This window comes from Campylobacter sp. FU_497, from assembly GCF_025772425.1.
Lineage (GTDB): Bacteria > Campylobacterota > Campylobacteria > Campylobacterales > Campylobacteraceae > Campylobacter_D > Campylobacter_D lari_C.
Genome location: NZ_JAKMSC010000003.1, coordinates 64,412 through 77,294 on the forward strand (window position 1 = coordinate 64,412; position 12,883 = coordinate 77,294).

Here is a 12,883-nt window from a genome sequence, read left to right on the forward strand (position 1 = left end):
TTATGAGAGTTTTATTGATGTTTGATGTGCCTACCAAAAGCAAAAAGGATCAAAAAAACGCAAATAAATTTAGAAACTCATTGATAAAGCTTGGATTTTTCATGATACAATTTAGCGTGTATGTGAAAATTTGCAAAGGATCAGCTTCGGCAAAAACAACGATAAAATCTATAGAAAAAATTTTACCACCTTATGGAAATATAAGAGTTTTAACTATAACAGAAAAACAATTTGATAATATGCAAATTCTTTTAGGTGGGGTTTCTTTTAATGAAAAAATGAATGATGATAAGAACTTAGTCCTTTTTGAATATGATGAAAAAACTCAAGAATTTAAATATGGCAATGAAAAAACAAATAAAGAAAGGAAAAAAACCAAGTTTATACAACCTAGTTTATTTGAATTTTAATGGTTTTAAAGGGATTGTAACCCTGCGTGGATGACCAAAAACCACTTATTTTAGTCTCTTTTTAAATTTCTTTAGCAAGAATTATAACATATTTTAGGTTTTTTTCTATAGAAAAAAACCTAGTTTTCTTTATTTGATAAAGATCTATTTTATCATAAAGAAATTTAAAAAGAGACTAAAACTTCCATAACATCTTGCTCATTAATACCTAAATTTTATCATAAAGAAATTTAAAAAGAGACTAAAACAAAATACTCGCTTACTTCTTCAAAAACATTATTTTATCATAAAGAAATTTAAAAAGAGACTAAAACATTATTACAGTAGTTATACAAAACTCCACAATTTTATCATAAAGAAATTTAAAAAGAGACTAAAACAACATCAATTTGTGCTAAAGATTGGAAAATATTTTATCATAAAGAAATTTAAAAAGAGACTAAAACCGTATAGCAAATACAATTAGAATTATTGTTATTTTACTCTAAAGAAAATTAGAAAATAGCTTCACAAATTTATGAAGCTAAAATATCTCCATAATGCTTATATCAAACCATAAAAGATCAAATTTAAGTAAAATTCCATAAATCACAGCACTAAATAATCCTGCGAAAATTCCTGCTAAAACATCATCTAGCATTACGCCTAAACCACCTTTGGTTTTTTTATCGATTTTACCTATGATAGAAGGTTTTGTGATATCAAAAAATCTAAACAAAACAAAAGAAAGCAAAAAAGTAAAAACACTTTGTCCGCAAATTGCTAAAGCTAAAAACACTCCAACAACCTCATCTATTACAATATGCTTATCATCGTGTATGCCTGTTTGTTTTTCATACTGATCGATGATTTTTATAGAAACCAAGAAAAGCAAAATTGCAAGTAAGATCAAAGTTCCTATACCCAAATACCTTAAAATAAAAAAAGCAGGGATTAGCGCTGCTATCGTGCCAAAAGTTCCTGGAGCTTTATTAACACTACCTGAATAAAAAAAAGTTAAAAATAGTTTTTGCATGATTACACCATATATGACATTTGATGAAGTTTTATAAGTTGCTCGTAAAATTCTTTATCGCTTCGATATTCTAAAATACCATGCGTAGGGAAAAGATTGCTATAGATATTTTGTTTATTATGAAAGCGATTTGGAAAAAGCTCAGATAAAATCAAAGCCGAAATTTCTCTTCTTATAAAAACTGCTGGTGGAATGATACCAAGTCTGAGTAAATTTTTTAAAGAATCGCCATGGTATTTCATATGATGATGAGCTCCATGCGGACATGATTTGGTGCTTACTATCATTTTGCATTCATCGCAAAATACAAATTCAGGAAGTATGGTTACTTCTATATTATAATCTTTTGCAAAATCATCAAGCACAGTAAAGGCTCTGTTTTGATTAAAATACATTCCAAGCCCTGCGTGATTTTGTCCTACAAAAAGCTTATTGCAGTCAAAACTTTTAGCCAAAGCACATTCAAGAACTGGATTTAAATGCGAGGCAAAAATTTTGATATTATGTAAAGGTATGAGTAAAACCCTAGAAGATGGTAAGTAATTTTGAGCAAAAACATCAAAACAGCGCTTTTTAAGTTTTAAGCTCAAACCATTACTTTCATAAGATTCTATAAGGAAAATAATTACTAGATCAGATTGCTCTATAGCCCATCTTAAAATTCTCTCATGTGCTCTGTGAAAAGGATCAAAACTTGAAACAATGGCAGTGATATTGGAAGGATTGAGTCTTTTTTTGATTTTTTCAAAATCTTCTTTAATAGCTTTGATATGGTTATGATAAATTTCAAATTCCCCACTAATGCAAGTTTTTCCAAAATCGTCAATTAAACAAGCATTGGGTCTAAAAATATCATTGCTGTTTTTATCATTTTCAAATTTACTTTCTAAGATGATATGTCCTATGATTTTATCATTGCAGATAAAATCTATTTTATCGCCAACTTTTGTGTTTTCTAAAATAGTATTATTTTCTTTTGTGCTAGCGGGTGCAAAGGTTAGAGTGTAAGGAATTTTTTGATTATGGATCATTCCAGTAGCTAGGACTTCATCTCTTTCTTTTTGGTTCATCAATTTAGTAAAAGAACCAAAAATTCCTTCTTTGATAAAGCACAAAACCTCGTATTCTTCCTCTGAGATTATAATGCTATTTTTTCTTTGTAATGCCATATTTTTTCCTTTTTTCCCATAAAGACTTTCTTGAAATTCCTAATTTTTTAGATAAATCCGTATCAGGAAAGACATTTTGATAACTAATGATAATATGTTTAACATAATCATCAATAGTTAAAATCCCATTGCTTTCAAAGCTTTTTTCATCTTCATTTAGTTCTAAAATTTGAAATTCACTATGCTCAATATTCGCACTTGTATGTATAATAACAGCTTTTTTTAAAGCAAGATTTAACACTTTCTCTTTTTCTAAAGGTTTTAAGGTTTGAAAATTGACCAAATAATATAAAGAATTATCCTTAAAAATCTTATCTAAATTTTGTTGGTGTGAAAGATCTATATAAATATTTGCGATATTATGCTCATTAGTATAATTAAACACAAAATGATCAGCAAAAATTTGATTGTTGGTTTTTAAAATCAAAGGCAATTTAAATTTTTTATAATCAAAACTTGGTAATTTTGCTGTTTCAAATTTATGTTTTAAGTAAGATTGATAAGTATGATTTAAAATACTTATTTTTTTAAATTCTTGAAAATGCTTTATTTTACGCATTAATTCTTCTATCATGAAAGGCTTTTGTATATAATCACTCGCGCCAGCTTTTAATGGCGCTAAAACAGTATCTGAGCTTATGTAAGATATAAGTAAAATAATGATTTTATGTTTAAAAATTTCTATAATATGTTCAAAATTAGCCATACTAGTAGAAAGCAAAATGATTTCATAATCATGATGAGCAAGTTCATTAACATTTGCGATAATATCACAATCATAACCTATAGAATTAAGCTTTGAACCTATACTTTGAGCTAAATAAAATTCATTTTCTACTATTAAAACTTTCATAATTTCATCCAATCAAAATATTTTAAATTTACACTTGCTAAAACCGCAATGCCTTCTTTTCTTCCTACAAATCCTAGATGTTCTGTGGTGGTAGCTTTGATATTGATTTTATTAGGCGTAGTTTTTAATGTTTTAGCGATATTAAAAGCAATAGCTTCTTTAAAATCTTTCATCTTAGGTGTTTGGGCTATGATAGTAATATCAGCATTTACAAGCTCAAAACCATAATTTTGCACCAAAGTATAAGTATTTTGCAATAAAAGCATAGAATCGGCGTTTTTATACTGCATATCATTATCTGGGAAAAGTTCGCCAATATCTCCAAGCCCTGCTGCACCCAAAAGCGCATCAATTAGCGCATGAGCTAGTACATCTCCATCAGAATGAGCTTTTAAACCCATATTTTCATGCACTTTTACTCCACCCAAAAGCAAGGCTCTTTGCTCTTCAAATTCATGCACATCAAAGCCATTTCCATTAAAAATATCCCAAGATGGTTTTGGTAAATTTAAGCTTTTTAAATCTTCTTTAAAGGTAATTTTTTTAGCCAACTCATCACCTTGTACATACCAAATTTTACCACCAATAGCTTGTATGGCTGTGCTATCATCAGTGAAATTTGAGCTTTGTTCTAAAGCTTTTTTTAGCATACTCGTGCGTGAAAGTTGAGGGGTTTGTATGAGTTTGATTTTATCTCTATCGATAGCTTCTTGAGCGTAAATTGTAGTATCACTTACTTTTAAAACAGGTGTAATACAATCAGCTTTGTCATGATTTTCTATGATATTGTTAAAAAGATTTTTAGAAACCAAAACCCTTGCAACATCACTGACTAAAACATATTCACTCTCAACCATACTTAAAGCATTGAGTAAAGATTGTGCTCTAGTTGTACCACCTTGGACAAATTTATATTCAGGGGCAAATTTTTTCATATAAGAAATATTACCAGAAGTAACAACTATTTGTTTAAAAGGATAAAAAGAACTTAAATTTTTAGTAGCATAAAGCCATAAAGGTTGTTCGCCTAGTCGTAAAAACTGCTTTTTTACCGGAGCATTAAATCTTGATGATTCTCCCGCAGATAGCATAATCAAGGAAATATCTAACATTTGTTACACCTTAATTTCTTATTAATGTTACGATATTATACACCATAAAAGCCAAAATTTATATTTTTGTTAGTAGAATTAATCATTTTAAATAACAAGGAGAAAAATTGAAGGAAAAAATCGAAGAAAGACTAAAACAAGTTATATATCCAGGCTTTAAAAAAGATATAGTTAGTTTTGGTTTTGTAAAAAAAATTGAAGCAAATGAAAATCAAGCTCATATAGTAGTTGAAATCGTTTCAGCTAATGCTCAAATTGCACAAGAACTTAGACTAAACATTGCAAATGTTTTAAAAGATTTAAATTTAGAGCTTAATTTAGAAATCATACAGCCAAAAATTCCTGAAGAAAAAAGCAATTCAAGAAGTGGTAAAAATATCGCTCCACAAATTAAAAATTTCCTTATGATTTCAAGTGGTAAAGGTGGGGTAGGTAAAAGTACTACAACTTTAAATTTAGCGATTTCTTTGGCTAAAATGGGTAAAAGGGTAGGGCTTTTGGACGCAGATATTTATGGACCAAATATACCAAGAATGCTAGGTGAGAGTAAAAGCAAACCTGAAATTGTAGGTCAAAAAATTCGTCCTATTTTATCTCATGGGGTTTATATGATGAGTATGGGTGTGTTGATAGAAGAAGGTAAGGGTTTAATGTGGCGTGGCTCTATGATCATGAAAGCGATTGAACAACTTTTAGCTGATGTGCTTTGGCCTGAACTTGATGTATTATTGCTTGATATGCCTCCAGGAACAGGTGATGCACAAATTACCCTAGCTCAAAGCGTGCCAGTGAGTGCAGGTGTGTGTGTAAGTACTCCTCAAGTAGTGTCTTTAGATGATAGCAAAAGAGCGCTAGATATGTTTGAAAAATTGCACATTCCTGTTGCAGGTATTATAGAAAATATGAGTGGCTTTTTATGTCCTGATAATGGTAAAGAATATGATATCTTTGGTAAAGGCACCACAGAAGAAATGGCAAAAGCTTATAAGTGTGAAGTTTTAGCTCAAATTCCTATTGAAATGAGTGTAAGAGAAGGTGGAGATAGCGGTAAGCCTGTAAGTTTTTATATGCCTGAGAGTGTAAGTTCAAAAAGATATTTACAAGCTGCTGAAAAAATTTGGGAATTTATAGAAAAGGTTAATCAAGAAGGTAAAGTAGATAATTCAGCTATCCAACCTATAATGAATGGCAAAAGCGCGTGTTCGCAATAAGGAGGAAAATATGCCAATAGAAAGTAAAGAAGAATTTTTAAATTTAATCAAGCAAATCGAACAAAGGATTAATTATAAAAAGCCTAAAGCTTTTGCTATAGCAAGACTTGATCTAAGTCAAGTTGATCCTAGTAAAAAACTTCAAGCTAATTTTGGTGTGATTAATTTTGAGCAAAATTATGCCGCTGCAGCTGTTATGTTTGAAGCTTTTTTTAGAAGAGGGGTTGATGTTGATTTTAATGAAAGTGAGTTTGTGGCTACTTTGATTAAAGAAGATTTGGATTTTGCACTTGAATGCTTTGCGCCATTTTTACAAGAGCAAGGTCATAAAAATATAGAAGCAATCAAAGCAGCAAAGGAAAATTTTAGAGAAAATGCTTTTTCTTTTGTTTGTATTTTTGATGATGAAGCACCAAAAAGCTTAGAAAGTGTGTATTTAAAACTTTACTTGCTTTCTAATAAAAAAGTACCTTTAAGAAGTTTAAATTTAACAGGTGCTTTTGGGATTTTACCAAATGTTGCATGGAGTGATAATAAGCCTATTGATTTGGACTTTTTAAGAGAAAATGAGATTGATTTAAAAATGAGTGGAAGGTATCCAAGGATTGATTATGTAGATAAATTTCCAAGATTTTTAGCTCATGTTATTCCTGAGGATAATACTAGAATTTTAGAAAGTTCTAAAGTAAGAATGGGGGCGGTTTTAGCTGCAGGTACTACTATCATGCCAGGGGCTGCTTATGTGAATTTTAATGCAGGTACAACTGGAGCTTGTATGGTAGAAGGGCGTATTAGTTCTTCAGCTGTTGTGGGCGAAGGTAGCGATGTAGGAGGCGGTGCTTCTATACTTGGTGTTTTAAGTGGTACAAGTGGTAATGCTATTAGTATTGGTAAAGCTTGTCTTTTGGGCGCAAATTCGGTTACAGGAATTCCTTTAGGGGATAATTGTATCGTTGATGCAGGCATTGCTGTTTTAGAAGGGACTAAATTTGCTTTAAAAAATAAAGAAGAACTTCAAAAAATCAATCCTGATTTTAAATTTGACAAAGATATATACAAAGGTTTAGAATTAGCAGGATTAAATGGCTTACATTTTAGACAAGATTCTCAAAGTGGAGTGATGATAGCAGCTTTAAATAAAAAAGCCGTAAAACTTAATGAAGATCTACATTAAATTCTTAGCCCTTATGGGTTAAGAATTTTAAAACTCATGTTGTAGATTTTAAATTAAACTATAGATATTGTAAAAATGATTTTTAGTATTTAGTTTTTTTAGTGAAAAATCCTACATAAAAGCTTGAGCTGAATACTTATCTAAATAATATTTTGTGATGATCATTTTTCAATGATATATTTTTGTTTAAAAATACATTGAGTTGCTATAAACTATAATTATAAAATAGTACTTAAGCGAACTTGGAATTTTATAAGAGTAGTTTCTCTTGGGAAGTTAAATTTGTTTTTTGACTTAAAGCAATAAAGCTTTGCAAGTCAAAAAACATTATAAATTCTTACATAGAGCAAGTATTTTGGATAGTTGAATTAAGCATCCAAAGAACTTTTTCATATTTTGCGATATTTTCTTGAGCAAATGCTGCAGTTGTAGTATCGCTTGCTTTTTCAGCTTCTTCATTTAATTTTTTAAATTCAGCTAAAAGATATTTATAATCTTCTCTAATAAATTCTAAAACTTCTACAGGAGTAAAGCAATCTTTACCATTTTCTAGTTTTGGGCTTTTTGCATTTTCCATTAAAACTTTTTGGCAAGTAATAGCTTTTTCTCCAAGTTGTAAAACTCTTTCAGCGCAATCATCAAAAAGTTCTGCCATTTCTTCATAAGCTTTTTCTGTATATTCATGAATTGAAAAAAACTGTAAACCTTTTACATTCCAATGATAATTATGAAATTTAACCCATAAATGATGAGCATCTGCTTGTAATTGTAATAATTGTTTTGTTACTGACATGTTATCTCCTTTTTTTATTTTTAAAATTATAACATAAAATTCTTAAATAATAATTATTATTATCTAATAAATTTTAATGTTAATAATTATTATATTTTCATTATACTCTTTTTTTACAATAAAGCAAATTTATTTACTTAATATATTTTTGAGTATTAATTTTCCCACCTCTACGCCAGGTTGATCATAAGTGTTAATTCCAAGCATAATGCCACATGCAGAAGTAAATAACTCATAATAATACATCAAATACCCACAGTGATAAGCATCTAATTTCTCAAGTTCTATTACATCAACACTTAAATTTTCAGCAATTAATGCATGCATAGTTGCATCGCATTGCGCGTTTAAAAGATTATGTAAATTAACTTCATTAGTAAAATCACAATTTTGTAAATGATTAAAGCTTATATTTGGGATACTAGGAGATTTTTGACTATCTTTGATTTTTAAAAAAGTAACAGTTTTATCTTTGGGTCCATCCATGATAAGTTGTAAAAAGCTATGCTGATCTCTAGCACCAATTAAAGCAATAGGAGTTAAACCTATGCGTTTAAAGCCTTGCTTTTTACCTAGACTTTCAGCAATTAGTTGAATATACCATTCATTAAAACCTTTAAAGGCATCTCCATAAGAAAAAAGCACATTAATATGCGCACTTTTATGTGTGCAGTAATGATAAGCCTTTTGCAAAATTTGATCACATTTTTTCTCAAAAAAATCCACATAACAAGCTTTTGCACCTTCTAATAAGGCTTTAGTATCATAGCCACAAAAGCTCAAAGGAACAATACCAATGGCAGATAAAACACTAAATCTACCCCCAACATTTTTAGGTATAAAAAAGCATTTTATGTTTAATTCTTCTCCTAGTTTGTGAAGTTTTGACTCAAAATCAGTAATAAACACAAAGTTTTCGTGTAAATTTTCATTTTTAAAACCAAAATGAGCAATGATGAGTTTAAATAAAGAAATCACCTCTATAGTTGTACCTGATTTGCTTGCTATAATGAAAAGTGTTTTTTGGGGATTTATTTTTTGCATAGTTTGGGTAAAAGTATGTGAGGAGGTATTGTCAATAATAAAAAGTTTTTTTTCTTCTACTTGATCAAATAAAAGCTCTTTTAAAGCTTTAACCCCACAACTTGATCCACCCATACCTACTAAAACGATATTTTCTATATGAGTTTTAGTAGCGATAAATTCTTTGCTTTCTTTGATTAAATCAAAGCTTGTATCTACTAAGTGATAATACCCTATATCGCCACTTTCTAACTCATCATTCATTCTATTTGCATAAGCGGTGATTTTTTTAAAATCTTGGGTTTTAAAAAATAAAGTATTATTTAGCATTTTTACTTTTCTCATAAAAATAATTTGTCGCTTCCACAAAGCCTTCTACGCTTCCACAATCAAATCTTTTTCCTTTGAATTTATAAGCTAAAACCATATTATTAGTTGCTTGTGAAAGTAAGGCATCGGTAAGTTGAATTTCTCCATTTTTACCTGCTTTGGTATTTTCTAAAATGCCAAAAATATCAGGCGTTAGAATGTATCTTCCTATGATAGCTAAGTTACTTGGAGCATCTTTTGGATCAGGTTTTTCTACCATAGAATTTACCATGATTAAATCCTCTTCCACAGCATTTCCAGCTATAACCCCATAGTTTGAAACTTGATTGGCTTCAACTTCCATTACAGCTATAACAGAGCAGCGGTATTTTTCATAAATTTTTACCATTTGAGCTAGGACATTTACCCCGTCTTCATTCACACATAAATCATCTGCCAAAATTACCCCAAAAGCTTCATCTTGTACTAAAGGCTTTGCTTTTAAAACCGCATCTCCTAAGCCTTTCATTTCATTTTGTCTTGTAAAAGTAAAAGTGCAACGATCTATGAGTGTTCTTATTTCACTTAAAAGATATTCTTTTTTAGTACCCGCAATTTGATGCTCAAGTTCATAAGAAATATCAAAATAATCCTCCAAAGCTCTTTTTCCACGCCCTGTAACAAAACCCATAGTTTCCATACCAGCTTCTAAAGCCTCATCTACACCATAATGAATTAAAGGCTTAGTTAGTATAGGTAGCATTTCTTTAGGTAGGGTTTTTGTAGCAGGTAAAAATCTAGTACCATAACCTGCTGCAGGAAAAATACAAGTTTGAAGCATAGTTTATCCTTAAATTTTTATAAGTTGTTTTGATTATAATTTTATTTAAATATTATAACTAATTTAAGGAAAAAATGAAAACCATTGATCAAATTTATCAAGCAAAAATAGAAATCAAAAAATCAACTTTTTTGTCTTTTTTATGTCCTTTTGAAGATTTTCAAACTTTAATGCAAAAGCTAAGAAATGAGCATTTAAAAGCCGTGCATTTTGTATATGCTTATAGGTATTTAAATGAATTTGATCAAATCATAGAAGATAAAAGCGATGATGGTGAACCAAAAGGAACTTCTGCAATGCCTTGTTTGAATGTCTTAAGAGGGGCTTTGCTTGTTAATTGCGCGGTGATTGTGGTGCGTTATTTTGGAGGGATTAAACTTGGTACAGGCGGTCTTGTAAGAGCTTATAGTGAAGCTACAAATGAAGCTATTTTAAACGCAACGCTTTTAGAATTTGAAGCTAAAAATATTTTAATTTTAAACATTCCTTTTCATCTTTATGCAAGATTTGAGCATTTTTTGAATAAAAATAACATTTCATATGAAAAAAAATTTCAAGAAAATGTTGAATTGATTTTAAGCGTTAATGCTAAAGAAGAAGAGGAATTTAAAAAATTTGCAAAAGAGTTTGAATTTAGTGGACTTGTTTGGAAGTAAGCGTTTGCTTACTTCATTTTATAAAGAACTTAAAAGATCTTTTACCATATCTTTTTGTGGCTCTTGTTTTTCTTCTATATTAGCTTGCATAGGAGTTTCGTTTTGTCCTCTAAAACGATAATTATAAATATTTGACATATTTGAGCTAAAAATTCCTGTGCTAAATTGATCTTGACTCATAGCTTTTGAAAAAAGCTCATCAAGTTTTATGCTTTGCTCGTTTAAATTTTCACTATTGTTTTGACTAAGTAAAGACATAAAGTCTTCATTAGCTCCTTGAGTGCTTTTATAAGCACTACTTTGACCATATCCATACTCTTTAACCGATAAATTATCATGGTTAACTTGCATGTTTTCTCCTTTCAAAATATTACAAGGAAAAAACAAGCAAAAATCATTCCTTAATCGCCATGAGTTGGATAGTATTCAGCTTCTATTTCATTGTTTTTAATAAACTCTTCTCTGGCTTTATTACAGCGCTCATCTCTTAGTTTTCTATAGGCATTTCTACTTTCTAATTCTTGAGAAGTTAAAGGGCGATCTTCTAAAAATGAAATGTGAAAATAAGTATCATCTTCTTTGCTGAATTTTTCATAAAATTCAACATAGTCAAAATAATCTTTTTCGCTTTGAAAATCAATACTTTCTTCTACATAAATAGTTGGGCCAAAACCTCTGTGATTTTGAGTAAAATGTCCAAAACCAGCTGCATATTTTATCTTAAACGAATTCATTCTAAACCTCCTAAAAATTCGTCATAACTTCCTTTAAAGTCTGTTAATTTTCCATCTTCTAAAAACCATATACGATTAGCAAAAGCGCTAATTAGCTCTCTATCGTGGCTTATGCATATCACACAACCTTTGAAATTATACAAAGCTTCACCTAATGCAATGATACTTTCAAGATCTAAATGATTATCCGGTTCATCCAAAAGTAAGAAATTTCCACGCTCTAACATTAATTTTGAAAGCATTAAGCGGTGTTTTTCACCTCCACTTAAACTAGAAGCCATTTTTTCTTGATCGCTTCCGCTAAAGAGCATTCTACCAAGACATTTGCGAATTTCATCTAAATCTTTGAATTTTTCACTCATTAACCATTCATAAAGTTTCAAATTTTCATTGATTAAATTCGTTGTATCTTGTGAAAAATATCCCATTTCTATGGTAGCGCCAAGGTGGATGTGGCCACTATCAGGTTCTAATTTTGATGCGATGATTTTAGCTAAAGTGCTTTTCCCAACACCATTTGCGCCAATTAAGGCTATTTTATCACCTTTTTCTAATTTTAATTCTAAATTCTCAAATAAAGTTTTATCATAAGCTTTGCTAATACCTTTTAATTCTAAAACTTCATTTCCTATTTCTCTATTTGTTCTAAAAACTATGCTAGGATCACGCCTGCTTGAAGTTTTAATCTCTTCAAGTTCAAGTTTTTCTAAAGCTTTAGCCCTGCTTGTAGCTTGCTTAGCTTTTGAAGCATTAGCACTAAAACGACGTATGAAATTTTCTAATTCTTCTCTTTCTTTTAAGGTTTTATCGCGTTTGAGTTCGGCTTGTTTGGCAAGTAAAGTTGAAGCCATGTACCAATCATCATAATTTCCAGCAAAATCACGTATTTGTTTAAAATCCACATCTAAAATTCTTGTACAAACTTTATTTAGAAAATGTCTATCATGGCTAATTACTACTAAAGTTCCCTCATGTCTTAAAAGCTCATTTTCAAGCCAAGAAATAGCTTCTAAGTCAAGGTTGTTTGTAGGCTCATCTAAAAATAACACATCAGCACCTAAAAATAACACTTGTGCTAATAAAACTTTAAATTTATCCGCACTTTGTAAAGTGCTCATGAGAGCATTAAAATCTTTTATATTTAAAGAGCTAAGAATTTTTTCACATCTAAGCTCGCAATCATAGTTTGGATCTTCTTCTGCTGTTATGATTTCAAGCTCGCTTAATCTATCGTTGATTTCATCGGTAAATTCTTCACTCATATAAAGTTTTTCTTTTTCTTTTAGCGCATCATATAATCTTTTATTTGCACACATTACCGCATCTTTGATAGTGTAGTTTTCAAAAGCAAATTGATCTTGTCCTAATACAGCGATTTTTAAATTTGGATCTATACAAATTTCTCCACTGCTTGATTCTATTTCGCCTGAGAGAATTTTTAAAAAGGTTGATTTTCCTGCGCCATTTGCGCCTATAAGTCCATATCTTTCACCACGGTTTAATTTTAAATTTACATCTTCAAATAAAAGTTGATTTGCAAAACGCATAGTGAGATTTTTTACTTCTACCATTAATATCCTTAA

Annotated in this window: 14 protein-coding genes and 1 CRISPR repeat array; of the genes, 4 read left to right on the plus strand and 10 right to left on the minus strand. The window is 30.0% G+C overall.

What is annotated here, in order from left to right; genetic code table 11:
• Positions 1-2: 2 nt before the first annotated feature.
• Positions 3-410: a CRISPR-associated endonuclease Cas2 gene (gene cas2 / locus L8W68_RS02440; RefSeq protein ID WP_263674872.1), complete on the plus strand. Its 408-nt coding sequence runs from the start codon at positions 3-5 to the stop codon at positions 408-410.
• Between the two features lie 146 nt (positions 411-556).
• A CRISPR array of direct repeats spans positions 557-856; the repeat unit is 36 nt; unit sequence ATTTTATCATAAAGAAATTTAAAAAGAGACTAAAAC.
• A gap of 77 nt (positions 857-933) precedes the next feature.
• Here the strand turns inward: cas2 and L8W68_RS02445 are convergent.
• The 4 genes from L8W68_RS02445 to L8W68_RS02460 are packed head-to-tail and all read right to left on the minus strand — an operon-like array spanning position 934 to position 4,559.
• Complete coding sequence (locus tag L8W68_RS02445) at positions 934-1,425, minus strand: phosphatidylglycerophosphatase A (RefSeq protein WP_263674873.1); 492 nt, start codon at positions 1,423-1,425, stop codon at positions 934-936.
• Between the two features lie 2 nt (positions 1,426-1,427).
• Positions 1,428-2,594, minus strand: coding sequence for a sulfate adenylyltransferase (locus L8W68_RS02450; RefSeq protein WP_263674874.1), 1,167 nt, complete (start codon positions 2,592-2,594; stop codon positions 1,428-1,430).
• The gene (locus tag L8W68_RS02455) at positions 2,572-3,447 is read right to left on the minus strand and encodes a hypothetical protein (protein WP_263674875.1); all 876 of its coding nucleotides are present in this window, start codon (positions 3,445-3,447) and stop codon (positions 2,572-2,574) included. The genes L8W68_RS02450 and L8W68_RS02455 overlap by 23 nt, the downstream gene beginning before the upstream one ends.
• Positions 3,444-4,559, minus strand: coding sequence for a bifunctional 2-C-methyl-D-erythritol 4-phosphate cytidylyltransferase/2-C-methyl-D-erythritol 2,4-cyclodiphosphate synthase (locus L8W68_RS02460; RefSeq protein WP_263674876.1), 1,116 nt, complete (start codon positions 4,557-4,559; stop codon positions 3,444-3,446). The genes L8W68_RS02455 and L8W68_RS02460 overlap by 4 nt, the downstream gene beginning before the upstream one ends.
• Positions 4,560-4,666: 107 nt before the next feature.
• Between L8W68_RS02460 and L8W68_RS02465 the strand changes: the two genes are divergently transcribed.
• Complete coding sequence (locus tag L8W68_RS02465; protein ID WP_263674877.1) at positions 4,667-5,770, plus strand: Mrp/NBP35 family ATP-binding protein; 1,104 nt, start codon at positions 4,667-4,669, stop codon at positions 5,768-5,770.
• 10 nt (positions 5,771-5,780) lie between these two features.
• Positions 5,781-6,944, plus strand: coding sequence for a 2,3,4,5-tetrahydropyridine-2,6-carboxylate N-succinyltransferase (locus tag L8W68_RS02470; protein WP_263674878.1), 1,164 nt, complete (start codon positions 5,781-5,783; stop codon positions 6,942-6,944).
• Between the two features lie 337 nt (positions 6,945-7,281).
• Here L8W68_RS02470 and L8W68_RS02475 read toward each other — a convergent pair whose 3' ends face one another.
• The 3 genes from L8W68_RS02475 to galU form a co-directional block, all read right to left on the minus strand.
• Positions 7,282-7,737, minus strand: a complete 456-nt coding sequence (locus L8W68_RS02475; RefSeq protein WP_133319614.1) for a Dps family protein — start codon at positions 7,735-7,737, stop codon at positions 7,282-7,284.
• Between the two features lie 129 nt (positions 7,738-7,866).
• Complete coding sequence (locus tag L8W68_RS02480) at positions 7,867-9,090, minus strand: glucose-6-phosphate isomerase (RefSeq protein ID WP_263674918.1); 1,224 nt, start codon at positions 9,088-9,090, stop codon at positions 7,867-7,869.
• Positions 9,080-9,910: a UTP--glucose-1-phosphate uridylyltransferase GalU gene (gene galU / locus L8W68_RS02485; RefSeq protein WP_087700679.1), complete on the minus strand. Its 831-nt coding sequence runs from the start codon at positions 9,908-9,910 to the stop codon at positions 9,080-9,082. Before galU ends, L8W68_RS02480 begins: the two co-directional genes overlap by 11 nt.
• A gap of 74 nt (positions 9,911-9,984) precedes the next feature.
• Here galU and L8W68_RS02490 point away from each other — a divergent pair, with 74 nt between their 5' ends.
• Positions 9,985-10,566 carry an IMPACT family protein gene (locus tag L8W68_RS02490; protein ID WP_257928522.1) on the plus strand — a complete coding sequence of 194 codons (582 nt, stop codon included), beginning with the start codon at positions 9,985-9,987 and terminating at the stop codon, positions 10,564-10,566.
• Between the two features lie 18 nt (positions 10,567-10,584).
• On the opposite strand, the gene L8W68_RS02495 is transcribed toward L8W68_RS02490, so the two are convergent.
• Genes L8W68_RS02495 through L8W68_RS02505 form a run of 3 tightly spaced genes read right to left on the minus strand, consistent with a single transcriptional unit; the run spans position 10,585 to position 12,871 of the window.
• On the minus strand, positions 10,585-10,917 hold the full coding sequence (locus L8W68_RS02495; protein ID WP_039617460.1) for a hypothetical protein: 333 nt from the start codon (positions 10,915-10,917) through the stop codon (positions 10,585-10,587).
• A 50-nt stretch (positions 10,918-10,967) separates the two neighbouring features.
• On the minus strand, positions 10,968-11,300 hold the full coding sequence (locus L8W68_RS02500; RefSeq protein ID WP_039617462.1) for a hypothetical protein: 333 nt from the start codon (positions 11,298-11,300) through the stop codon (positions 10,968-10,970).
• A complete protein-coding gene (locus tag L8W68_RS02505) occupies positions 11,297-12,871 on the minus strand; it encodes an ABC-F family ATP-binding cassette domain-containing protein (protein WP_263674879.1) in 1,575 nt (524 codons plus the stop codon). Before L8W68_RS02505 ends, L8W68_RS02500 begins: the two co-directional genes overlap by 4 nt.
• Positions 12,872-12,883: the final 12 nt, after the last annotated feature.

Coding starts and splice junctions, on each gene's coding strand:
- L8W68_RS02500 (WP_039617462.1), bottom strand. CDS start 11,300: ATGAATTCGTTTAAGATAAAATATGCAGCTGGTTTTGGACATTTTACT.
- L8W68_RS02505 (WP_263674879.1), bottom strand. CDS start 12,871: ATGGTAGAAGTAAAAAATCTCACTATGCGTTTTGCAAATCAACTTTTA.
- L8W68_RS02450 (WP_263674874.1), bottom strand. CDS start 2,594: ATGGCATTACAAAGAAAAAATAGCATTATAATCTCAGAGGAAGAATAC.
- cas2 (WP_263674872.1), top strand. CDS start 3: ATGAGAGTTTTATTGATGTTTGATGTGCCTACCAAAAGCAAAAAGGAT.
- L8W68_RS02475 (WP_133319614.1), bottom strand. CDS start 7,737: ATGTCAGTAACAAAACAATTATTACAATTACAAGCAGATGCTCATCAT.
- L8W68_RS02495 (WP_039617460.1), bottom strand. CDS start 10,917: ATGCAAGTTAACCATGATAATTTATCGGTTAAAGAGTATGGATATGGT.
- L8W68_RS02490 (WP_257928522.1), top strand. CDS start 9,985: ATGAAAACCATTGATCAAATTTATCAAGCAAAAATAGAAATCAAAAAA.
- L8W68_RS02470 (WP_263674878.1), top strand. CDS start 5,781: ATGCCAATAGAAAGTAAAGAAGAATTTTTAAATTTAATCAAGCAAATC.
- galU (WP_087700679.1), bottom strand. CDS start 9,910: ATGCTTCAAACTTGTATTTTTCCTGCAGCAGGTTATGGTACTAGATTT.
- L8W68_RS02445 (WP_263674873.1), bottom strand. CDS start 1,425: ATGCAAAAACTATTTTTAACTTTTTTTTATTCAGGTAGTGTTAATAAA.
- L8W68_RS02460 (WP_263674876.1), bottom strand. CDS start 4,559: ATGTTAGATATTTCCTTGATTATGCTATCTGCGGGAGAATCATCAAGA.
- L8W68_RS02480 (WP_263674918.1), bottom strand. CDS start 9,090: ATGCTAAATAATACTTTATTTTTTAAAACCCAAGATTTTAAAAAAATC.
- L8W68_RS02455 (WP_263674875.1), bottom strand. CDS start 3,447: ATGAAAGTTTTAATAGTAGAAAATGAATTTTATTTAGCTCAAAGTATA.